Here is a 21,134-nt window from a genome sequence, read left to right as displayed (position 1 = left end):
ATCCATTTTTTAAAAGTTAAGACTTATCCAGCAATAATGGAATTTTAGCAAAATAAAATTCTCCTTCCAGATAAAACTCGGGGCTACTCAATGACAAATAGGACAATCGTTTCTTCAGGTTGTCCTGGCCAATGCCGGTAGACTCCTGTCTGGCATCTTTCGGTTGATAGTTGTTTTTCACAATCAACCATTCACCTTCTATAAAAACCTCCACTTTCAGGGGGTTTTCCCGGGTGACTATGTTGTGTTTGAGGGTATTTTCCACCAATAGCTGAAGTGAAGCACTGGGTAGCTTAAAGTACTTGTGGTGCTCACTCACACTGTGGGTAAACATGAGTGCGTCCTTGAATCGGACCTTCTGGAGGTAGATGTAGTTCTCCACAAAGTTCATTTCGGATTCCAACGACACCAGGTTATCATTATGCTCCAACAGGTATCGGTACGTATTAGCAAGATTCTTCACAAAATCACGCGCCTGACTATTGTCATGCACCAGTGCATGGAGTGTATTTAAGCAATTAAATAAAAAGTGCGGATTGACCTGATTGCGGAGATTTTCCAGCTGGGCAACCACCCGCTCCTTTTCCACCCGCTCAGATTTAATCAATAGTTCCTTATTGATTAGCCTGAGTCGATAGGTTTCTATGGCCCTCTTGATGATGATTTTCATCTCATCGTAGGTCCAGGGCTTTGAAATATAGTAGTAAATATGGCCCAGGTTCACCGCGTTGATCACCGTCTCCATATCAGCATATCCTGTCACCAGGATCCGTATACTGTCACGAGAGATATTAATGGATCGTCGGAGAAACTCCACACCACTCATTCGAGGCATTCGCTGATCCGTGAGAATAACCGGGATGTCCTGATTTTCAAAAAGTAAATCCAGCCCTTCTTCACCGGAATTGGCGGTAACAATCTCATACTCCCGCCTGAAAACAGACCTGAAGTAATCAATATTGCCCCGCTCATCATCTACATAAAGGATTTTTATCAGTTCTGACATCCGCGCAAACGCTTTTTAACCTCCCAAGCCTCGTTTAGCAATCAAAAATATGAGCAACACGCCCATGATAAAAATCAGACTCAGCATAAAAACGCTTAAATATTCGGGTATGTAGCCAATGTCATTTTTAATCATAATCAGAACAATGGCCATCAATGCAATGAAGAGCCCACCAAAATATACAATCCTCCTCAGGGTAGTAATCATGCTATAGTTAGGTTTGGTTAGTAATAAAAGCTTAAAATAGTTGATTTCCTGATTAATGCATCCATTTTTTCGCCGAACAAATCCAGAAATACAACACGCTTGTGTTTTCAAGGTAAAACGCAGGATTGACCATACCTAACGATTGAGAAGTTTTCCAGAAGAAAATTCAGACAATCAGTTTTCTGATTGTCTGAATCAAAATTATTCATATTTCAGGGTATCGGAAGGATTGATGAGGGTGGCTCTATATGCGTGAAAACCAATAGTGAGCATCGCTACCACAAAAACCACCACACCGGACAAGATGAATGGCCATGCCGCAATACTCACCCTGAACGCAAACCCATTGAGCCAGGCATCCAATAGCAAATAGGCGAGCGGAATGGCCACCACAAAGGCCACCCCAATCAGCAGCACAAACTCCCTGGACAAAAGCATCAGAATTTGCATCGAAGAGATGCCAAGGACTTTCCTCACTCCTATTTCCTTTTTTCGCTGCTCCACCGAATAAGTGGCCAGGCCAAACAAACCGAGACAGGCCACCACAATGGCCAGGCCCGAAAAAATAAGGGTTACAGTACTGAGTTTTCTTTCGGCCTTGTAGGAATCGTTCAGCCGATCGTCCAAAAAGAAGTAATCAAACGGTCGGGTGGGCATCACCCCTCTCCAGGCCGCTTCCAAATCGGCTATGGCTTGCTCCGTGTTGTTGCCATCCACTTTTACCGCCACATACTTGATAAATAAATTAAATGCACCCGGAAAAGTATTGAGCGTGATCACCAGTGGGGCTATGGGGTGATGTTTGGAAACAAAATTATAATCTTTCACCACGCCTATCACCTTTCCGCGAAGCTCTCCACCAAAGTAATATCGCTTGTTGAGTGCCTCCTCCGGAGTGCCCCATTGCATACTCCTGACCAGTGTTTCGTTCACTATCAGTGCCAACGAGTCATCCGTCTGCACCTCATAACTAAAGTCCCGGCCTGCAACCATCTCCAGCTCCATGGTCTCACTGAAGTCATGGCGAACATGAAAATGAGGAAAAGGTTTGGACTGATCCATCCCCTCAAACTGGTAATTATTGACCTGATGCTTGCTGCCCACGATCTCCTCCACCGCAGTGACGGATCGGATCACGGTGCTCTGAAGCGCAGCGTTCTTAAAGGATTCATAGTGCTGCCCCATGGGAGAACGAATGACGGGAATCATCATCACATGCTCCTTATCAAAGCCAAGATCATCATTTTGTAGGAGCTGAAGCTGACTCACAGCCACTATGGTACCGATGATCAGCATGATGGAAATGGCAAACTGGATGGTCACAAGTACCCTTCTGAAATTAAACCCACTGACTTTCTGATAAGCATTTTTCAGGACCAGCACGGTATTGAAAGACGACAAGACAAATGCGGGGTAAAAACCTGAAAGTACCCCCACCAGAAGTGTGAGCCCCAAGAGGCCGCCCACATCCATAGGATTGACCAAACTGGCAATGGAAATCGATTTTTCAGTGAGCTCATTGAAGGCCGGAATGGCCAACCACACAAACACCAAGGCAATGATCACTGCAAAGAATGTTAACAGTACCGATTCAAAAACGAACTGACGTACCAGCTGCCGCTTCTCACTCCCAAGTGACTTTCTCACGCCTACTTCCTTTGCTCGTTTGCTGGCACGGGCCGTGGATAGGTTGATAAAATTGATGGCTGCGATCAACAACACAAAAATGGCCACCAGCCCGAAAATCTTGAGGTTTTCAGCGGTGCTGTTGGCCTGAATCTCATAGTCCAGACGGGAATGGAGATGGATATCCACCAGTGGCTGCAGCTCCAGGGTGATATCATCCACCACAAACTTGGGGAAATACTTTTGGACAAAGTCCGGAAAGAAGGCCTCCATTTCCTCCTTTCCCACCCCCTCTGCCAGCACCACATAAGTCCAGCAGGGGTTCCAGTACCACGTGCGGGGGTAGTTGCCCCCGAAAGATTGCTTCAGAGTGGAAAAAGAACCGATAAAGTCAAACTGAAAATGAGCATTCCTTGGCGCATTTGCCAATATACCAGTCACCTGCAAATGCTGATTCCCCTGAAACTCCAGCACCTTTCCCATCGGATCTTCATCATCGAAATATTTCCGCGCCATCTCCTCTGTGAGCAGAATGGAGTTGGGCTCATCCAGGGCAGTCTGCTTATCTCCTGTTTTTAGTTCAAAGTCAAATACATCAAAAAAGGTGGAGTCCGCAAAGAAGATTCGCGACTCATTGAATGCTTTATCTTTTTCACGATAGGCCAGCGCAAGACTGGGGCTCTGAAAGTTAAAAAGTCGGACCTGATGCACAATCTGCCGGCCAAAGTCATTCACCAGGGTGGGGCCAGTAGGAAAAGGCTGAGAAGCGGAGTGCTCCCCTATGCCTTCACTTTCAAAGTGCTCGATCACTCGGTAAGTCCGGTCAGATTTGGAATGAAACCGATCATAACTCATCTCATCCCGGATGTAAAGAAAAATGAGAATAAAGCATGCCAGGCCTATCGCAAGTCCGGTGATATTGATGAGTGAGTAAACCTTCTGTCGGAGAAAGGATCGATAAGTGACTTTTAGGTAGTTCCAGAACATATTTGTCAGGATTTGGTGGTTTTTAAATATACGGGGATCAGCGATTTCAAAGACACTATTCTTTTATAAGCGCATCCATATAACAATGACCGGTCGTAAGTACCTAACCAAACGATATCCGTAAGTCCCGAATGTTGTCTTTCGAATAATCCTTATATTTATTCATGTACAAACACTTATTTATGAGACCAATCCTACTCATTCTTTTAACTCTGTGGACCTCAGTGGTCTTTTCTCAAACAGAATATGCCTACGAAACCTTTGATGATACCCGGGTTGTAAATGGTCATTCGGTTGAAACCAACCTGGAAGGTGTTCTCACATTTATCATTTCGCACCGCTTCGGCACCCTCAACCGGGGTGCCTATGAAGTCTGGGGCTTAGACAATGCCACCATGCGGATGGGGCTGGACTACGGCCTCACCAACAACCTCATGATTGGTATTGGGCGAAGCACTTTTGAGAAAACCGCAGACGGTTACCTGAAATATAGGCTCCTGGCTCAATCAAGTGGTGACCGGACAGTCCCCGTTACCATTACCCTACTGGGCACCACCGCCCTCAAAACCCTCAAAAGGTTTGACGGGATTGACCTGACGTTTCAGCAAAAGCTCTCCTACACATCACAGCTGCTTATCAGCAGAAAATTTGGCCCCAGATTTAGCGCACAGCTCATGCCCACCTACCTGCATCGCAACCTGGTGGAGGATGACGAACAAAATGATATTTTGTCTCTTGGTTTTGCCGGACAATACCAGCTGTCTAAAAACTGGAGCCTCTCCATGGAATACTATGCCACCCCCGGAAGTGCGCTCCCCGACGGGTCGGGGGCTAGTCCCGAGTATTCTCAATCCATGGCGCTAGGGGTGCAGATAGACACCAAAGGACACGTTTTTCAGCTGCACTTTGGCAACAGTCGTGGTATGATTGAGAAATTTTTTGTGGCGGAGACTGGTGGTAAATGGCAAAAGGGAGACATCCATTTTGGTTTCAACATCACCCGTGACTTCACAGTAAAAGGCAGGAGAGTCAGATGAAAAAGCACCTAACCATTTTCGGATCGCTGCTCATCTTCAGCATAGCTATGATACCAGCAGGCTTTCAACGTTCTCTGGATGCCTCCACTCCCATTGCGACCCTCCTTTTCGACCTGGGAGAGGTAAAGCCTGAGCACTTTATAGAAGCACCTACCACGGAAGCGATCCTGCGTGGAGAAGAGATCGTGAAACTGGGCAGGACCATAGCGCCCAATGGCTCACAAAGCAGCTACGTAAGTAAGTACTACACCTGCACCAGCTGCCACAATGTGGTACGTGAAGATCCGAACCTGACTGTGGTAGATCAGGATGCCCGACTGGAGTATGCCATGACCAATAACATCCCATACCTCCAGGGATCTACCTTCTGGGGGATGGTGAATCGTGAGACCTGGTACAACGATGACTATGTGCTGAAATATGGTGATCTGGTTCGGAAAGCAGAAAAAAGCCTCAAAGAGTCTGTACACCTTTGCGCGACAGTCTGTGCTCAGGGAAGACCACTGGAAGACTGGGAAATGCAAAGTGTATTGGCCTATTTCTGGTCATTACAGATGCAAATCGGAGATTTAAACCTTTCCGATTCGGAAAAGAAACAACTGGCAGGACCCACCCTCACCGACGAAGAGAAAATAGCCCTGATCAAGTCCCGATATCTGCAAAAATCCCCGGCCACCTTTGTGAACCCGCCCGATAACAAGAAAAAAGGATATCCTTATGAAGGAGACCCCAAACTAGGGAAGGGCATCTATGAACTGGGATGTCAGCACTGTCACAGACCTGAAGGGGAAAGTGATGTAGTGTTTGATAACAGTAACCTTACCTATAAGTGGCTGAAAAAGCACATTCCTGACAACTCAGAATTGTCGATTTATGAAATCATCAGAAAGGGTACCTATGCGGAGTATGGCCATAAGGAATACATGCCACATTACACCCTGGAAAAGATGTCTGACAGGCAGCTGGAGCATCTGCGTGCCTTTATAGAGCACCCCGAAGATGCCAACTAGATGCTACTGTAGCGCTATCCTCAGGGTATCGCCATTGGTCAAAAAGACCTTTGCATCGTCAAATGAAGGTGGCCCAAAGGTACCCCGGGTGTTATTGGAGAATCCATAGCGTTCCGTTGGGATGCCAAAAAAGTTTTTATTGAGCTTGCCATCTTCATTCACATCGTGCATGACCGCAAGAGCATATTCCCCTTCGGGTAAATCTATCATGAAAGTCAGAGTACCGCTCTCTCTCACCTGAATGACATAACCCTGGGTCATCTGGGACTCATCCAGATAATTCTCGCGTGTGTTGTATGCGGCGATGAGCATATTCCCGATAGGCTTTTTAATCCCACTTATTTCCAACTTCACTTCATTGGGTGTGAGCAACAAAAGGGCAATGAGGAGTATGTTGATCATGAAAGGGCTATTTACACAAAAGCCTGACTTGAAAGATCAAGTCAGGCTTTAATATATTCAAACCTGCAACTCTACGCTGCAGCTTTCTTTTCTGTTTTTTCCAATTTCACGGTTTTTTGCTTCGCTACCTGGATGACTCCCACAGCGTTCAGCACTTTGATCACCTGATAGGTAGGATCAATCTCATGCCATCTCACGCCACCAAAGTTTGGTCTTGAGCCATGCTTGTGGTGATTGTTGTGATAACTCTCGCCCATCATCAGGAAGTCCAAAGGCAGGAAGTTTTTGGAAGTATCTCCCACTTCAAAGTTTCTGTATCCGTAGATGTGTGCAAACCAGTTGATGATGGCTCCGTGGATAGGAGACAACAACCACTGTGCTGGCAACAACAACCACAACCACCATACATCGGCATAAAACCAATATACCATGAAGTATGAAGTGGCCCAGAATAATCTGGAAACCCATGAGCGGGCGAATTTATCAAATGCATGCCACTCCGGCACACCCTCGGTAAATCGCTTGTCTACTTCTACTTTTTTATTAGTGATGTCTGAATAGATGCTTTTGGTCTTCCACATCATCTTAAAGATGGTCTCATCGTACTTCGGTGAGTGTGGGTCATTTTCCGTATCTGCAAAAGCGTGGTGCATTCTGTGCATCACACCATACCCATAAGGACTCAGGTAATTGGAGCCCTGAAATAACCAGGTCAATACGAAGAATACTTTCTCCATGAAAGGACTCATAGTGAACGCTTTGTGCGCTGCGTATCTATGCAGGAAAAACGTTTGAAAGAATAGCGACAAATACCAGTGCGCTATGAAAAAGGTGATAATTACTGCCATTTAATTTGTTTTACTTCTGTTTTGTGAAGGGGTTCTTTCCCTCAGTCATTAGTAAAGACAAAGTCGTGGCTGGTTTGTGACAGAAATCCGAAAAATATTTTCGAAATTATTTTATTTCCTTTTGCTCATCATTCAGATGATTGATCAAATCATCGAAATTTCCATCAGAACAGGCTTTTTGAAAAGCAGAAAAGTATTTTTCAGAGTCGAAAGAATAGGTGAACTTTTCAGTCTCCCGGGCTAGTTTTTCCTTAGCACGGCACACCATCTGGCGACAATGATCCTTCTTCTTATTGAATATCTGCTGTAGCTCATCGTACTCAAAATCGAAACCCTCTCTGAGCAGGTACAATCCACGCTCCAAAGGCCCCAATTTTTTATGCAGCACACTCAGCATGGCATCCAGCTCCTGTCTGAAATCCAGGCTGGAGAAGTCTATTTTCTCAAAAAGCTCCGGCAGTTTCACTGATTCGAGGTACTCCTTTTTCTTTTGCTTCAAGCTATTGAGATGATTGAGGCAGTTATTGGTCACCGAGCGAATCAGGTAAGCCTTGGTATTCTCTATTTTCTTAGGATCCACCGCCAGGTACTTCAAAAAAGCATCCTGCACCATATCCTCCGCATCGTGCATGCAGCCCAGCATTTTGAATGCAATAGATTGCAGCAGGGGTTGGTATAACGTGATGTTGGCTGAGTGGGTCATGGTATATTTAAAGTGCAAAGTTAACTAAGAAGTGTGAAAACTAAAGGCGGAAGGGCATTACCACAAAATATATTTGAAGATTTGCAATTCATATAGAATTTAGAGCGTGTTAGAGATACTTTATCAAGATGATCACCTGGTCGGGATCAACAAACCTCCCGGGTTATTGGTTCACAGATCGCCCATAGCCAAAGATGCTGAAGAGTTTGCGGTGCAGCTGCTCCGTGATCAGCTGGAAATGCACGTGTATCCGGCCCACAGGCTGGACAGAAAGACCTCCGGGGTATTGCTCTTTGCTTTGGAAAAAGACATTCACCGCGCCCTGAACCTCCAGTTTGCTGAAAAGACCGTGAGCAAAACCTACTATGCCATCGTACGCGGATTCATCCCGGATGCAGGCACCATAGACTATCCACTGAAGCGGGAAGATGGCAAGGAGCAAGAGGCCGTGACTCATTTTGAATGTGTGGCCAAAGCCGAATTGGATGTTCCTTTTGGCAAACATGCCACCTCGCGTTATTCGCTTGTGAAAGTGAAACCTGAAACCGGCCGAATGCATCAAATCAGGAAACACTTTGCGCACATCCTCCACCCCATTATCGGCGATCGACCACATGGGTGTAACAAGCAGAACAAACTTTTCAAAGAAAAATGGGATCTGATGGAAATGATGTTGCATGCTCATGAACTTACATTTATCCACCCGCAGAGCAGTGTACCTGTCACCATCAAGGCCGGCTTTCCAGACGAATTTCGCCGAATGATGATGCTCATGGGGTTTGAGATTCCCAGTGCATAAAACGATTCGGGTAAGATCCTGAAATTGACTTATGGGTTTCTCCCTGACATTGCCATAAATTCTCTAATATTGAAGAAAAAACATCAAGATGATCAAATGCCTGGCTATTGATGACGATCCGCTTTTCCTGAAAATGCTCATGGTGCTGTTCAACGACATCAAGTCTGCAGAACTAATTGCCACCTACAACAATCCGGTAGAGGGTATGATGGCCACTGTGAAATCCAAACCCGATGTACTGCTGCTCGATTTGGAAATGCCCTATCTGGATGGGTTTGAAGCACTGGAAACCCTGGATGTACCACCAAAGGTCATCGTGATCTCAGGACACCTGAACCAACCACGGAATACCGCAATTCCTATCAGCCGGTACATCAGCAAATCTGAGGTACAATCGGCCATGATGCTGGAGGCAGCGATCAAAGAAGTGATGGGTGTATAAACTCCTCTTAACAAAAAAATCCCTCATCATTATCAGATGAGGGACTGCAAGCAAAGAGTTAGTATTTATTTTATAATAACCTAAAGGTAGAAAATCCTTTAGTGATTCAAAAATGAATGCCAGCCTATTCGCTAATGGCCATCAGCAGATCACTCTGAGTGACAATGTGTACCTCATTCTGATGATCCCTTACCAGCAACGCTTTATTCTCTTTCTGAATCAATGACGACAGCACATCGATGGTATTGTCCATCCCCACAAACTGGAACGGAGAATCCATAATGTCGCTGACCGGCTGATTTTTGATATCCGGGTTTTGCAGTAGACTCTTAAGGACATGGGTATCATTCAGGCTGCCCACAAACTCATCGCCATCCACCACCGGCACCTGATCTATCCCGTATTGGTTCATGGTGAGAATGGCTTCTCCCACTTTCAGGTTTTTATCGATGGTCTTCAGGCCAGAACTTCCGCTACGGCTGCTGATGATATCCTTGGCAGTGGCAAACTTCCTGGTCTCCAGAAAACCATGATCCTTCATCCAGTTGTCGTTGTAGACCTTGCCCAGGTAACGTGTGCCATGGTCAGGCAACAGGATGACCATCACATCATCTTCTTTCAAGTGATCTCTGGCAAACTCCAGGGCTCCATGCACTGCAGAACCACAAGACCAACCACAAAACAGGCCTTCTTCTCTGGACAGCCTTCTGGCCATCACTGCTCCATCCTTATCTGTCACTTTCACGATGTGATCGATCATGTCAAAATCCACATTCTTTGGCAGGATGTCCTCGCCGATCCCTTCAGTGAGATAAGGGTAAATCTCTTTTTCATCAAAAATGCCTGTCTCCTTATATTTCTTAAAAACCGAACCATAAGAATCAATGGCAACCGACACTACCTCCTTTTTCTGCTCTTTCAGGTATTTGGAAGTCCCGCAAATGGTTCCTCCGGTGCCCATTCCAGCTGCATAGTGGGTAATTTTTCCATCCGTGTCATTCCATATTTCAGGCCCGGTAGACTCGTAGTGGGCGAGTGTATTGGAGGGGTTGTCGTACTGATTGGGGTAAATCGAGTTCGGAATGTCCTCATTGAGTTTTTTGGCAACGGAGTAATATGACCTGGGATCATCTGGTGAGACGTTGGTGGGGCAAACGATCACCTCCGCGCCCACAGCCCGTAGGATGTCCATTTTTTCCTGCGACTGTTTATCAGCCAAGGTGAAAATACATTTGTAGCCTTTGGCCTGAGCCACCAGTGCCAGTCCCATCCCTGTATTGCCCGAAGTACCCTCGATGATGGTGCCACCAGGCTTTAGCTGCCCTGATTTCTCTGCATCCTCAATCATCTTGAGCGCAATCCTGTCTTTTACAGAATTGCCCGGATTAAAATATTCTACCTTCACCAGTATAGTCCCCTTGATGCCCTTATTCACCCGGTTGAGCTTCACAAGGGGCGTGTTCCCAATGGTTTCTATCAGCGTATTGTAGTATCGCATGTGTGTCTGTTGTTTATTTTGCGCAAATTTATGGAATAAGGAAACGCGCAGCCTGAAGTAAAAGATTCTTTTTCAAGAACTTTCAATCAAAACTGTCGTATGCTGGTTAATTCATATAGATATGACGAATAAAAAGGAACCCGTTCTCTCTGGAGAACTCAATGTACAACTCAGACACTTGCAACTCTCTGACTATCCCGAGCTGCGCGAAATCATGGAACTCGCCTATAAGGGGATTGATGAGCCCTATTGGGAAAGAATGGACATCAAGCGGTTGCTCAAAATTTTCCCGGAAGGGCAGCTCTGTGTAGAGGTGGATGGCAAAATGGTGGCTGCAGCGCTAGCCATCATAGTGGATTATAAGAAATTTGGTGACAACCACACTTATAAGCAAATCGTGGGCAATGACTCCTTCAGCACGCATGACGATGCTGGAAATGTCCTGTATGGAATAGACGTATTTGTGCATCCTGACTACCGCGGGCTCAGGCTGGGCCGTAGACTATATGATAGCCGAAAGGAGCTTTGCGAAAACCTGAACCTCAAGTCCATAGTAGCCGGCGGCCGCATCCCCAACTATGAGAAGTATGCCAAGGACATGACGCCCCGTCAATACATAGACGCGGTGAAGAATCGTGAAATCAATGACCCGATCCTGAACTTTCAGATTGGGAACGACTTTCACGTGAAGAAGATTCTCAAAAACTACCTGCCCGGAGACAGCAAATCCAAAGACTATGCTACCCTGCTGGAGTGGAACAATATCTATTACGCTGAGACGGAAAAGCTCATCAACGCTCCCAGAACCTACGTGCGTGTAGGTCTGGTGCAGTGGCAAATGCGTCCTTTCAAAGACCTGGAGTCACTCGTGGAGCAGATGGAGTACTTCATTGATGCGTTTGGCGATTACCAGTCAGATTTCATCCTTTTCCCGGAGCTCTTCAATGCTCCACTCATGGCGGAGTTTAACCACCTGGGAGAGCCGGAAGCCATCAGAGGACTGGCCAAGTATACCCACGCTTTGCGCGAAAAGTTTACCGAGTTTGCCATCTCTTACAATGTGAACATCATCACAGGCTCCATGCCGGAGATAGAGAATGAAAAACTCTACAATGTCTCTTATCTCTGCCGACGTGATGGCTCATGGGACAGCTACAAGAAAATTCACATCACACCCTCAGAGCAAAACTCCTGGGGAATGACAGGCGGTGACAAAGTAAAGGTCTTCGATACAGATGCCGGAAAAATCGGAATCACCATTTGCTACGATTCGGAGTTTCCGGAAATCTCCAGGTTATATGCAGAGCAAGGCATGCAAATCCTGTTTGTCCCCTTCCTTACAGACACACAGAATGGATACAACAGGGTGCGCTACTGTGCACAGGCCCGGGCGATAGAAAATGAGTGTTATGTGGCCATCGCGGGATGCGTGGGCAATTTGCCCAAGGTGAACAACATGGACATCCAGTATGCCCAAAGTGCCATCTTCACTCCTTCTGACTTTGCATTCCCCACCAATGCCATCAAGGCAGAAGCTACGCCAAACACCGAGATGACGGTGATTGGGGATCTGGATTTGGAGCTGCTCAAGGAGCTCCACGAGTTTGGCAGTGTAAGAAACCTAAAGGACAGAAGGCTTGATCTTTACAATATCAAACTCAAAAAGTAGGGAGAGCAAATACCTCATAAATGGTATTGTGATTGGCCCAGCTTTTGCCGACCTTAGTAAAACGATTGAGTAGCGTACATACTTCATCAATCCTCTTCAGATTACGCACCTTTTTGGTGCGTAATTTTTTTCGTCTACCACAGGTGATGTACCTCCGCTCGGATGTATTCATCATAGATATCTTTCACAGCTGTCATCTGCTCATCATCCAACGCTGGCAAATCACCCACCTTCAAATTGGAGATCACTTGCTCGGGTCTGCTGGCACCGGGTATCACCGTGCTCACTTCTGGAAATTGTAAAATCCACTTCAAGGCATATTGATACAGGGCCTCCTGTCCAAAAACAGACTTTAACTTACTGACCGCCTGAAGTCCCTGATCTAATGGCACGCCTGAAAAGGTTTCGCCCTTATCGAATACTTCACCATTTCTATTGAAAGCCCGGTGATCGTTTTTGTCAAACTCCCGATCGGCAGACATCTTGCCACTCAGTAGCCCACTGGCCAGTGGCACCCTGGCTATGATGCCAATATTGCGCTCACTCAATAGCTTAAAACAATCCTCGGCGGGCTTCTGGCGAAACATATTGAAGATGATCTGAACACTCTCCACCACATCATAATCCGCTGCCATCCTCGCTTCCTTCACTTTCTCCACACTCACTCCAAAATGCCGTACCCGGCCTGAAGCTTTGATCTTCTCCAACCTGGCAAACACGTCATCAAATTGATAAACGGGTGTAGGAGGACAGTGAAGCTGCACCAGGTCCAGGTATTGAAGCCCGGTATTTTTCAATGCCTCATCCACGAAAGCCTCCATGGCTTCTGGTGTATAAGCATCCGCCACGTGGGGGTTCAGCCTTCGGCCAATTTTGGTGGCTATGATCAGTTTATCCCGGTTTTCCTTGACAAACCCTGCCACGGCACGTTCGCTTTGCTGATCATCATACACATCTGCAGTATCCAGAAAATTCACCCCGTTTTCTATAGCAGTGCTGATGATGCTTTCGGCAGCCTTTTGATCAAACTCACCACCCCAGCCGCCTCCTACCTGCCAGGTGCCCAGGGAGATTTCTGAAATTTTGAGACCTGTTTTTCCTAAAATTCGATATTGCATGGGCCTTTGTGTTTTAGCGTACTGAATGAATAACTCCGAAAATTGTTCGTCGGCAATTTCTACCCTCCCTTCGAAAAATGAAAGTCTTGCGGGTTAAAGATTTCGGGGTTCAGAGATAGTTTACCTATTTTTAGCCTGCACCAAAAATCCCTCATCCCCATGACCAAACGACTCGCCGTATTTTGTGGTTCCAGTACCGGAAAAAACATCAGCTATTCCCAGGCAGCCAGTACCGTGGGTAAGCTTATGAGTGAGCAAGGAATAGGGGTGGTCTATGGAGGTGGTAAAATAGGCCTGATGGGAGTGGTGGCCGATGCTGCCCTGGCCCATGGTGGAGAAGTGATCGGGGTGATCCCCGAAAAGTTGATGACCAGGGAAGTGGGACATACGGGGCTTACAGAACTGCGCGTAGTAGCCACCATGCATGAGCGCAAGGCAATCATGGCAGAGCTATCAGATGGTTTTATCGCTCTCCCTGGTGGCATTGGCACCATCGAAGAAATCATAGAAGTATTCACCTGGCACCAGATCGGGTATCACAACAAGCGCTGTGGCTTCCTCAATACCGATGGCTACTACGATAAGCTGTTCGGCTTTATTGATCACATGGTGGAAGAAGGATTCCTGTCCGCCAAACAACGCAATGAACTCACCATCTCGGAAGACCCGGAGGAGCTGATCAGGTTAATGATCAAATAAAAGCCAAATGTTTCTCACGGTCCATATTCCCACATACCCTATCAATCAGCTCGTAGAAAGCATCACCTACTATTCTAACTATTCGGTGGAGCACTTTGCCGAGAGACTCTTGCCAGATGGACATGCGGACTTTATTGTGAACCTGACAGAGGCGCCCAAACATACCTTTGACAATACCACCCTCAAAGTCAATGATACATTCAAAAAGGGATGGCTCTCCGGGGCAAGAAAAAAATTACTATCCATAGATGCTGGTGGCCAAAATGACAGCATGATGATCGTTCGCCTCAAATTCGGGGCCGCCTACAACATCTTCAATATTCCACAGGAGGAACTCACCGATAAGGTCTATGAAGCAGATCTGATCCTTGGAAGCCCTTTTGAGGACCTTCGTACAAAAATCCTGGAAGCGCACTTTGTGGAGACCAAAATTCAGATCATGGAAGATTTTATCTTCGCGAGATGTGTAGGTGTAATTGATTTGCCTCCGGTAGTCACATTTGCCTTTCACCAATTGGTACACTCCCCCTCCAATACTTCTATTAAACTTCTCGCAGACCAATCAGGCTACAGCCACAAACATTTCATTAGTCTCTTCAAAAAACATGCAGGTATGTCACCAAAGGAGTTTCTGAAAGTAATGAGGTTTCAGCGGGTCATACGGGAAATCGAAACCTATGGCAGTATCGACTGGACCAGGCTGGCTTTGGACTGTGGCTACTATGACCAGGCACATTTCATCAAAGAATTCAAGAATTTCTCTGGCTTCAGCCCGGAGCAATATCTTTCTCAAAAAGGGGACTTCCTGAATTATATACCGGTCAGGTAAATTTTTTACAATACAGCCTTCAGGTGCCACTCTATATTTGAAATCAAAAAACGAAATGGAAGACATGATAATCAATCACTGGGCTGTGATAGTCGCCGCCCTGGCCAATTTAGTTGTTGGAGCCATCTGGTATTCACCAGTCTTGTTTTACAAAGCCTGGAAATCAGAAAACCAACTGACAGATGATCAACTGAAGACCGTCAATCCGGTCAAATTGTATGGAATCTCCACACTTCTTTCACTAATCATCTGCTACAACCTGGCCTTCTTCCTGGGTGATGCGAAAACAGACTGGATATGGGGGACCACCGCCGGATTTTTGGCCGGATTCGGCTGGGCAGCCATCATTTTTGCCATCATTGCCATGTATGAGTTCAAATCATGGCGATATATTTTAATCAACGGAGGGTATATTACTGTCTATTTTACTTTAATCGGATTTATCCTGGGCATATGGAGATGAGAAACCTAATCATACTTGGTTTGCTGGGCCTGACGGCCTGTCAGTCCGCCGAAAAAACGACTTCTAAGGAGACCTATCGCATTGTGTACAATGTATGGCACGATCGGGAAAACGATGATTACGAAGTATTCAGCATGAAACCCGATGGCACAGACCGTCGGAATATTTCCAACTGGGAAGGCGTGGACTGGGTGTATTACGCCTATGATCACAAAGTCTATTTCATCTCTGACCGGGATACCACCCACAGGATGTATTTTCTTTATGAAATGGATGCTTTCGGACAGAACCTGCGCAAAGTATCTGACCAAAGACTCAACGATAGCTGGCTCAGCTCCAGAAAAAATGGTTCAGAACTGATCGTAGATCCCAGAGTACCTGAAGACAGTGCTTTTCACATCATTGACCTGAATGGAAAACTGGTATCCAAACTATACACCAACCTGGTCTATTACAACGACCCCTTCTTTTCGCCGGATGGTAGTGAAGTGGTCTTTCGTGGGGCTACAAAAAAATTCAAGAAGGAAAGTGGTTATCTAGATGAGCTCTATATCATCGGGGCAGATGGAAGCGGCCTGAGAAAAATCACTGAGTACCCTAAGAATGACACCCTATCTGAGTGGTATCAGTATCATGCCGGACCGCCCTTCTGGGAGCCAACTCGCAACATCATTACTTACAATTCGGTGCAGGACGGCTATAGCAGCCTCTTCATGACAGACCCAGCTGGCAAAGAACCCAAAAGAATCACCCCGGACACACTGTATGCAGCATGGCATGCCTGGTCTCCTGACGGGCAATGGATCACCTTTGATGGATACCCAAGGGAATATGAAGGTGACAGGGATTTTGACATCTACCTGATGGAATACGAAACCGGCAACATCAGCAGGCTGACCTCAGACTCTACCTATCAACAAGGGCCGGTCTTTGTGAGGGTGAAGGAATAAAAGACAAGGCCTTGAACCAATGGAGTTCAAGGCCCCATTCCCTACCTCCAGGCAGTCAGGATCACACCCATCAATGTGAAGGTGATCACGAAATAGAAAGAGTTGATAAACCACAGCTTGAAGGAGCTTCTGGAAAACAGCGCATTCACCCCCATGGCCAGAGCCACCCAACCAAAGCCTGTCAGAAAGCCGTACAAAGCCCCTTCGCTCACGCTGGCCTCTCCGATGAACATCGCCAGGTTTATCGCCATAATCAACTCGAGCACAAAGGCTATCCCGTAGATTTTAACCATATTCGCTTCTTTGAGCTCTTCTTCGGTGAAGCCCATCTCGTCCATCCAGGTCTGCCCGAAAAGTGAGCCATACCAGATGCCGCCTACTACAAAAGTCATAACTGCTGATGCGATCACAGCCAGCCAGTTCAATGATGAAATATCCATAATTTCTAAGGTTAGTTGATGGAGAAATATAGCTATTCTAAGTGAAAAAATTGAACTCTTTCATCGCCGGTATTTTGAAGCCATTGGGGCGTCCTTTGCTCAAATACCTTACCTATTCAATCCTCCAATGGAACCGCCCGCTCGTACTCCTGCTCCCTGATGAGATAGGTAAAGTAGTGTTCCGGGTCTTCCGCATAGGACCGATCATCGAGAATGTTTCCCGAGTGAGGACTCCAATATCCCCTTCCAGGATTGAATACATGGTATGAAACCATGGTGCTATCGAAGATAATCAGCATTGAATCAGCGTTAATCCCCTCAGCAATTCCTCTAGGTCCACGCAATGACTCTACCTCGAATACAATATTGTCCCCACCGTATCCGACCTCTGCTGTTTGTTTAAACCTTCCTGATCTAAAATACTCCAGATAGACATGGTGATCAGTGATATTCTGGATTTCAAAGATCTGAACCTGATCCTCATACCTTTCACATGACACGAGCAAACCAAGCAAAAACAGTAATAAAAATACCTTCATATCTAGTTCCAGTTTACTCCTGAATTGCTCTATTATCCGTTTTTTCAAACATAACTGACCCTGGTATAAAAACAAAATCAGACGGATCACCATTCCCTTACTGCCTTCCAGTCCGATTCGAATCTCCTGTTCACTTCTTCCAATAGAGCAGGATCAATCAATGGCTCCTCACCCACCCATCTGTCGGGAAGAAGGGCAGCACCATACAGCACCAGATGATAAAATGCCCAAACGGGCCGGTAAAGGAGCCAGTGTTTCCACTTATGCTGATAATTGACCGGAACACGGCGTACCACTTTTCTACAAAACGTGCGCAGCACTTTGAGCTGCTTTTCACTGAAAGAAGGATGAATGATCTTGTCCGTCACCTGGGGCGCAGGCACGCCCATAAAGCCCGCCAGTGAGTTCAGAAATGCCTCCGGATTCGCTTTTAAATCGTCGTAAAACAACACCAAGGGCGGATGCGTGCAGCATTCAGAGATCACCTGCAGCATTGGGGCATAGCACAGGTCTTTTTGCTTCCAGTACCCGGCATCATTTTCCAAATCCAAAAACGCTTCAAAACTTCCAAACCACCCGTTCTTCACATGTCGCTTATACTGTGAAACGATCCAGTCGGCATGCTGCCGCAGAAGGATAATCACCCGCGCATGCGGATAGGTACTGGTGAACCAGCGCACCTCCTCTTCCAGCTGACGATCAAACTCCCGGGAAACCAGAACCTTCTCTGCACTTAGCCTGGGTATGATCGCCTTGGACTTGCGGTAACTATGGGTAGAAATATAATGCACACCCTGCAGTCTGGGGAAAACCGCCTGCTGTAGGTAAGTGGAGGCTACCTTACCCAGCCCGACATGAAAGTAAATCTCCTGCTCAGTGTCCATCTAGCGAAATTAAGGTTTTGGTACCAACTGACTTTTCTTCATTTTCCCAGCCACTCTTTGAGTAATGTTGCCGTAATATTTGAATAATGTTTTATTATTTTAGCCGATCACTCCATGTGGGTGCCCCATACATTTTGAAAAATTTGGATTCTACTACCGAAAACCTTGTGAGGAAGGGCAAAAATAACTGGAAAAATATCATTCTGATGATCGAGATCGGGCTGGTGATTGGGTTTCTGGCCATCGTAGTTCTCAACTACTTCTTCAGGTTTCTCCTCTGATCCTTCATACAGTTAATCACCAAAAAAGGGTGCGTCATTTTTCACTTTCCAACCCCGAAGTTTGAGGGTTTAAATTAGATTTGCCGAATGGCAAGTGAAGTGCAGGCAGACTATCTCAACGAGCTCAATCCCCCCCAACGAGAAGGCGTAGTAAACACAGAAGGACCCACCATGCTGATAGCAGGCGCAGGATCGGGCAAAACGCGTGTACTCACCTATCGGATCGCGCACCTTATCCAACATCACCATGTAGAGCCCTTCAGCATCATGGCGCTTACCTTTACCAACAAGGCCGCTAAGGAAATGCGCGAGCGTATTGAAAAAATCGTGGGCAATGAAGCGAGAAACCTCTATATGGGCACTTTTCACTCGGTGTTTGCCCGTATCCTTCGGTCTGAAGCTTCCAGACTTGGTTTTCCCAGCAACTTTACCATCTACGATACTGACGACTCCAAGACACTCATTCGGCAGATCGTAAAACAAATGAAACTGGACGACAAGCTCTACAAGGCCAATGTGGTGCTCAACCGGATCTCAGCAGCCAAAAACCGGCTGGTTTCATGGCAGGATTACCTCAACAATCCCATCTATGCACAGGATGACGCAGACAATATGCGCCCTGAAATGGGGAAACTCTATCAGACCTACGTGATGCGCTGCTTCAGCGCAGATGCCATGGACTTTGATGATTTGCTCTTCAATACCAATGTGCTTTTTCAGGAGCATCCGGATGTACTGAACAAATACCAGCAGCGATTCAAATACCTGCTCATCGACGAGTTTCAGGATACCAACATCTCTCAGTACCTCATCGCTAAAAGACTGGCCGCAGTGCGTCAAAATATTGCGGTAGTGGGAGATGACGCCCAAAGTATCTATGCTTTTCGTGGAGCAGACATACAAAACATTCTCAACTTTGAGCGGGACTACCCGGACCTTAAAGTCATTAAGCTGGAGCAAAACTACCGCTCCACTAAGACCATTGTCAATGCAGCAAATTCGGTCATCAATAAAAACACTGCCCAGCTGCAAAAGAATGTGTGGACGGACAACGACGAAGGTGACCTGATCGAACTGATCAAAGCCACGTCCGACAATGAAGAGGGTAAGCTCATCGCGTCAGCCATTTTTGAAACCAAAATGCAAACCCAGTCGAGCAACGCCGAGTTTGCCATTTTGTACCGAACCAACAGCCAGTCCAGGGCCATGGAGGAAGCCCTCCGCAGAAACAACCTCAAGTACAGGGTAGTCGGCGGGCTGTCATTTTACCAAAGAAAAGAAATCAAGGACCTGATCGCCTACCTGCGGTTTATCGTGAACCCCAATGACGAGCAGGCCATGCGGCGAAGCATCAACCTGCCCAAAAGAGGGATAGGGCCAGGCACCATCGAAAAGCTGGTGGTAGTAGCCTCAGAGGAGAACCAGCCCCTCTGGAATGTGATGGAAAATGCCAAGAGCTATCTGGGCGGACGCGGTGGCAATCAGGTAGATGAGTACGTGACATTGATCAAGAGTTTCAGACTCACTGCGGAGAAAAAAGACGCCTACGACACAGCGGCTCTGGTAGCCAAAAACTCAGGTCTGCTAAAGGAACTCTATGCGGACAAGACCATAGAGGGCATGAGCCGGTACGAAAACGTACAGGAACTACTCAACGCCATCAAGGAATTTACGGACGACAAGGAGCGTGAAGACAAGAGTCTGAGTGCTTTCCTACAGGAGGTCACCCTGCTCACAGATGAGGACCGAAGTGACTCTAATGAAGAAGCTGTCACCCTCATGACCATTCACATGGCCAAAGGGCTGGAGTTTAATCACGTGTACATCGTGGGTATGGAAGAAGACCTCTTCCCTTCTCAGATGATGCTAAGCAGCCGCGCCGACCTAGAGGAGGAGCGCAGATTGTTTTATGTGGCCATCACCAGGGCCAAAAAGAAGCTCACCCTGAGTTACGCCCTCAACAGGTACCGCTTTGGGAGGCTGAAAAATTGTGAGCCAAGTAGATTTCTGGAGGAAATAGACCCCCGGTTCATCAAAGTCAACAAGAAATTTGGAAGCAGGGCTGCACTGTCCAGCGCGGAGAGCTATGTCACCAAAAACTTTGTAAATAACCTGAAAAAGGACCAGAGCAACCGAAAGTTTGCCTCAGCTCCTCAGCACAAGCCCAGTCCGGATTTTCAGCCCAGCGACACGAGTGGCCTGCAGGAAGGGATGCGAGTGGAGCACGCCAAATTTGGCTTTGGCAAAGTGACCGTCATAGATGCTGAGGGGGCCAATAAAAAAGCAAAAGTGGAATTTGATACCGCGGGAGAGAAGACATTATTATTGAGTTTTGCAAAATTGAGAATCATTGAAGATTAATTATCACAAGAAACGTTTTAAGGCCGTAACCAATAGTGAACACGGCGAAGTAGACCCACAAACCATCTTTCATTACTCACAGGAAGGTGACGTACTATGGGCAGTCTATCAGGGCAGCAGCATCAAACTGGGCACCATCACGGGCCTGGTGAAAACGGACGGCTCGCTGGAGTTTGCCTATCAGCATGTGAATACTGAGGGTGATATTCGCAGTGGGAAGTGTATCTCCCGGCCTGAAATACTGGAAGATGGCCGTATTCAACTCCATGAAGCCTGGCAGTGGAATGATGGCGGAGAAAAGGGCGAATCAGTGATAGAGGAGATTGCCTAAGTATC

General features: G+C 46.6%; 23 protein-coding genes. 12 read left to right on the top strand and 11 right to left on the bottom strand.

Annotated features, from left to right (window positions below; translation table 11 throughout):
* Positions 1-16: 16 nt before the first annotated feature.
* From ACHKAR_RS12435 to ACHKAR_RS12425, 3 genes are all read right to left on the bottom strand, one after another.
* Complete coding sequence (locus ACHKAR_RS12435; RefSeq protein ID WP_395417636.1) at positions 17-1,006, bottom strand: histidine kinase; 990 nt, start codon at positions 1,004-1,006, stop codon at positions 17-19.
* A 15-nt stretch (positions 1,007-1,021) separates the two neighbouring features.
* Positions 1,022-1,213, bottom strand: coding sequence for a hypothetical protein (locus ACHKAR_RS12430; protein WP_159584973.1), 192 nt, complete (start codon positions 1,211-1,213; stop codon positions 1,022-1,024).
* Between the two features lie 201 nt (positions 1,214-1,414).
* Positions 1,415-3,826, bottom strand: a complete 2,412-nt coding sequence (locus ACHKAR_RS12425) for an ABC transporter permease (protein WP_395417635.1) — start codon at positions 3,824-3,826, stop codon at positions 1,415-1,417.
* A 182-nt stretch (positions 3,827-4,008) separates the two neighbouring features.
* Here ACHKAR_RS12425 and ACHKAR_RS12420 point away from each other — a divergent pair, with 182 nt between their 5' ends.
* The gene (locus ACHKAR_RS12420) at positions 4,009-4,863 is read left to right on the top strand and encodes a DUF5777 family beta-barrel protein (RefSeq protein WP_395417634.1); all 855 of its coding nucleotides are present in this window, start codon (positions 4,009-4,011) and stop codon (positions 4,861-4,863) included.
* On the top strand, positions 4,860-5,873 hold the full coding sequence (locus ACHKAR_RS12415; RefSeq protein ID WP_395417633.1) for a c-type cytochrome: 1,014 nt from the start codon (positions 4,860-4,862) through the stop codon (positions 5,871-5,873). The genes ACHKAR_RS12420 and ACHKAR_RS12415 overlap by 4 nt, the downstream gene beginning before the upstream one ends.
* A gap of 3 nt (positions 5,874-5,876) precedes the next feature.
* Here the strand turns inward: ACHKAR_RS12415 and ACHKAR_RS12410 are convergent, their stop codons facing one another.
* The 3 genes from ACHKAR_RS12410 to ACHKAR_RS12400 form a co-directional block, all read right to left on the bottom strand.
* On the bottom strand, positions 5,877-6,275 hold the full coding sequence (locus ACHKAR_RS12410; protein WP_395417632.1) for a DUF2141 domain-containing protein: 399 nt from the start codon (positions 6,273-6,275) through the stop codon (positions 5,877-5,879).
* Positions 6,276-6,346: 71 nt separating this feature from the next.
* On the bottom strand, positions 6,347-7,123 hold the full coding sequence (locus ACHKAR_RS12405; RefSeq protein WP_395417631.1) for an acyl-CoA desaturase: 777 nt from the start codon (positions 7,121-7,123) through the stop codon (positions 6,347-6,349).
* A 106-nt stretch (positions 7,124-7,229) separates the two neighbouring features.
* On the bottom strand, positions 7,230-7,826 hold the full coding sequence (locus ACHKAR_RS12400; protein WP_395417630.1) for a sigma-70 family RNA polymerase sigma factor: 597 nt from the start codon (positions 7,824-7,826) through the stop codon (positions 7,230-7,232).
* Positions 7,827-7,932: 106 nt separating this feature from the next.
* Between ACHKAR_RS12400 and ACHKAR_RS12395 the strand changes: the two genes are divergently transcribed.
* Positions 7,933-8,625 (top strand): pseudouridine synthase, encoded by a 693-nt coding sequence (locus ACHKAR_RS12395; RefSeq protein ID WP_395417629.1) that lies wholly within the window; start codon positions 7,933-7,935, stop codon positions 8,623-8,625.
* Positions 8,626-8,713: 88 nt separating this feature from the next.
* Positions 8,714-9,067, top strand: a complete 354-nt coding sequence (locus ACHKAR_RS12390) for a LytR/AlgR family response regulator transcription factor (protein WP_395417628.1) — start codon at positions 8,714-8,716, stop codon at positions 9,065-9,067.
* A 124-nt stretch (positions 9,068-9,191) separates the two neighbouring features.
* Here ACHKAR_RS12390 and ACHKAR_RS12385 read toward each other — a convergent pair whose 3' ends face one another.
* The gene (locus tag ACHKAR_RS12385; RefSeq protein ID WP_395417627.1) at positions 9,192-10,565 is read right to left on the bottom strand and encodes a cystathionine beta-synthase; all 1,374 of its coding nucleotides are present in this window, start codon (positions 10,563-10,565) and stop codon (positions 9,192-9,194) included.
* A 121-nt stretch (positions 10,566-10,686) separates the two neighbouring features.
* On the opposite strand from ACHKAR_RS12385, the gene ACHKAR_RS12380 reads away from it, so the two are divergent.
* Entirely contained in the window at positions 10,687-12,234 is a 1,548-nt protein-coding gene (locus ACHKAR_RS12380) for a bifunctional GNAT family N-acetyltransferase/carbon-nitrogen hydrolase family protein (RefSeq protein ID WP_159584983.1), read from the top strand.
* Positions 12,235-12,368: 134 nt separating this feature from the next.
* On the opposite strand, the gene ACHKAR_RS12375 is transcribed toward ACHKAR_RS12380, so the two are convergent.
* Positions 12,369-13,352, bottom strand: coding sequence for an aldo/keto reductase (locus ACHKAR_RS12375; RefSeq protein WP_395417626.1), 984 nt, complete (start codon positions 13,350-13,352; stop codon positions 12,369-12,371).
* Positions 13,353-13,511: 159 nt separating this feature from the next.
* Here ACHKAR_RS12375 and ACHKAR_RS12370 point away from each other — a divergent pair, with 159 nt between their 5' ends.
* From ACHKAR_RS12370 to ACHKAR_RS12355, 4 genes are read left to right on the top strand one after another with little or no spacing between them, the layout of a single operon-like run.
* Positions 13,512-14,051: an LOG family protein gene (locus ACHKAR_RS12370; protein WP_395417625.1), complete on the top strand. Its 540-nt coding sequence runs from the start codon at positions 13,512-13,514 to the stop codon at positions 14,049-14,051.
* 7 nt (positions 14,052-14,058) lie between these two features.
* Positions 14,059-14,880: a helix-turn-helix domain-containing protein gene (locus tag ACHKAR_RS12365; RefSeq protein ID WP_395417624.1), complete on the top strand. Its 822-nt coding sequence runs from the start codon at positions 14,059-14,061 to the stop codon at positions 14,878-14,880.
* Between the two features lie 55 nt (positions 14,881-14,935).
* Entirely contained in the window at positions 14,936-15,343 is a 408-nt protein-coding gene (locus ACHKAR_RS12360; RefSeq protein WP_395417623.1) for a DUF1761 domain-containing protein, read from the top strand.
* Positions 15,340-16,293 carry a TolB family protein gene (locus tag ACHKAR_RS12355; RefSeq protein WP_395417622.1) on the top strand — a complete coding sequence of 318 codons (954 nt, stop codon included), beginning with the start codon at positions 15,340-15,342 and terminating at the stop codon, positions 16,291-16,293. Before ACHKAR_RS12360 ends, ACHKAR_RS12355 begins: the two co-directional genes overlap by 4 nt.
* Before the next feature lie 41 nt (positions 16,294-16,334).
* On the opposite strand, the gene ACHKAR_RS12350 is transcribed toward ACHKAR_RS12355, so the two are convergent.
* The 3 genes from ACHKAR_RS12350 to ACHKAR_RS12340 all read right to left on the bottom strand — a co-directional run bounded on the left by ACHKAR_RS12350 (position 16,335) and on the right by ACHKAR_RS12340 (position 18,156).
* Positions 16,335-16,733: a DUF1761 domain-containing protein gene (locus tag ACHKAR_RS12350; RefSeq protein ID WP_395417621.1), complete on the bottom strand. Its 399-nt coding sequence runs from the start codon at positions 16,731-16,733 to the stop codon at positions 16,335-16,337.
* 116 nt (positions 16,734-16,849) lie between these two features.
* Positions 16,850-17,272 carry a hypothetical protein gene (locus ACHKAR_RS12345; protein ID WP_395417620.1) on the bottom strand — a complete coding sequence of 141 codons (423 nt, stop codon included), beginning with the start codon at positions 17,270-17,272 and terminating at the stop codon, positions 16,850-16,852.
* A gap of 86 nt (positions 17,273-17,358) precedes the next feature.
* On the bottom strand, positions 17,359-18,156 hold the full coding sequence (locus ACHKAR_RS12340; RefSeq protein ID WP_395417619.1) for a sulfotransferase domain-containing protein: 798 nt from the start codon (positions 18,154-18,156) through the stop codon (positions 17,359-17,361).
* An 86-nt stretch (positions 18,157-18,242) separates the two neighbouring features.
* On the opposite strand from ACHKAR_RS12340, the gene ACHKAR_RS12335 reads away from it, so the two are divergent.
* From ACHKAR_RS12335 to ACHKAR_RS12325, 3 genes are all read left to right on the top strand, one after another.
* A complete protein-coding gene (locus tag ACHKAR_RS12335) occupies positions 18,243-18,437 on the top strand; it encodes a hypothetical protein (RefSeq protein ID WP_159584992.1) in 195 nt (64 codons plus the stop codon).
* Between the two features lie 87 nt (positions 18,438-18,524).
* The gene (locus ACHKAR_RS12330) at positions 18,525-20,798 is read left to right on the top strand and encodes an ATP-dependent helicase (RefSeq protein ID WP_395417618.1); all 2,274 of its coding nucleotides are present in this window, start codon (positions 18,525-18,527) and stop codon (positions 20,796-20,798) included.
* Positions 20,788-21,129 (top strand): n-acetylglutamate synthase, encoded by a 342-nt coding sequence (locus ACHKAR_RS12325; protein ID WP_395417617.1) that lies wholly within the window; start codon positions 20,788-20,790, stop codon positions 21,127-21,129. The genes ACHKAR_RS12330 and ACHKAR_RS12325 overlap by 11 nt, the downstream gene beginning before the upstream one ends.
* The last annotated feature ends 5 nt before the right edge of the window (positions 21,130-21,134 follow it).

It is taken from the genome of Marinoscillum luteum (assembly GCF_044005705.1).
Lineage (GTDB): Bacteria > Bacteroidota > Bacteroidia > Cytophagales > Cyclobacteriaceae > Marinoscillum > Marinoscillum luteum.
This window is presented reverse-complemented; position numbering and strand designations above follow the sequence as displayed.

Coding starts and splice junctions, on each gene's coding strand:
- ACHKAR_RS12375 (WP_395417626.1), bottom strand. CDS start 13,352: ATGCAATATCGAATTTTAGGAAAAACAGGTCTCAAAATTTCAGAAATC.
- ACHKAR_RS12400 (WP_395417630.1), bottom strand. CDS start 7,826: ATGACCCACTCAGCCAACATCACGTTATACCAACCCCTGCTGCAATCT.
- ACHKAR_RS12330 (WP_395417618.1), top strand. CDS start 18,525: ATGGCAAGTGAAGTGCAGGCAGACTATCTCAACGAGCTCAATCCCCCC.
- ACHKAR_RS12360 (WP_395417623.1), top strand. CDS start 14,936: ATGGAAGACATGATAATCAATCACTGGGCTGTGATAGTCGCCGCCCTG.
- ACHKAR_RS12405 (WP_395417631.1), bottom strand. CDS start 7,123: ATGGCAGTAATTATCACCTTTTTCATAGCGCACTGGTATTTGTCGCTA.
- ACHKAR_RS12335 (WP_159584992.1), top strand. CDS start 18,243: ATGTTTTATTATTTTAGCCGATCACTCCATGTGGGTGCCCCATACATT.
- ACHKAR_RS12350 (WP_395417621.1), bottom strand. CDS start 16,733: ATGGATATTTCATCATTGAACTGGCTGGCTGTGATCGCATCAGCAGTT.
- ACHKAR_RS12420 (WP_395417634.1), top strand. CDS start 4,009: ATGAGACCAATCCTACTCATTCTTTTAACTCTGTGGACCTCAGTGGTC.
- ACHKAR_RS12435 (WP_395417636.1), bottom strand. CDS start 1,006: ATGTCAGAACTGATAAAAATCCTTTATGTAGATGATGAGCGGGGCAAT.
- ACHKAR_RS12345 (WP_395417620.1), bottom strand. CDS start 17,272: ATGAAGGTATTTTTATTACTGTTTTTGCTTGGTTTGCTCGTGTCATGT.
- ACHKAR_RS12390 (WP_395417628.1), top strand. CDS start 8,714: ATGATCAAATGCCTGGCTATTGATGACGATCCGCTTTTCCTGAAAATG.
- ACHKAR_RS12385 (WP_395417627.1), bottom strand. CDS start 10,565: ATGCGATACTACAATACGCTGATAGAAACCATTGGGAACACGCCCCTT.
- ACHKAR_RS12370 (WP_395417625.1), top strand. CDS start 13,512: ATGACCAAACGACTCGCCGTATTTTGTGGTTCCAGTACCGGAAAAAAC.
- ACHKAR_RS12410 (WP_395417632.1), bottom strand. CDS start 6,275: ATGATCAACATACTCCTCATTGCCCTTTTGTTGCTCACACCCAATGAA.
- ACHKAR_RS12425 (WP_395417635.1), bottom strand. CDS start 3,826: ATGTTCTGGAACTACCTAAAAGTCACTTATCGATCCTTTCTCCGACAG.
- ACHKAR_RS12355 (WP_395417622.1), top strand. CDS start 15,340: ATGAGAAACCTAATCATACTTGGTTTGCTGGGCCTGACGGCCTGTCAG.
- ACHKAR_RS12430 (WP_159584973.1), bottom strand. CDS start 1,213: ATGATTACTACCCTGAGGAGGATTGTATATTTTGGTGGGCTCTTCATT.
- ACHKAR_RS12365 (WP_395417624.1), top strand. CDS start 14,059: ATGTTTCTCACGGTCCATATTCCCACATACCCTATCAATCAGCTCGTA.
- ACHKAR_RS12340 (WP_395417619.1), bottom strand. CDS start 18,156: ATGGACACTGAGCAGGAGATTTACTTTCATGTCGGGCTGGGTAAGGTA.
- ACHKAR_RS12415 (WP_395417633.1), top strand. CDS start 4,860: ATGAAAAAGCACCTAACCATTTTCGGATCGCTGCTCATCTTCAGCATA.
- ACHKAR_RS12380 (WP_159584983.1), top strand. CDS start 10,687: ATGACGAATAAAAAGGAACCCGTTCTCTCTGGAGAACTCAATGTACAA.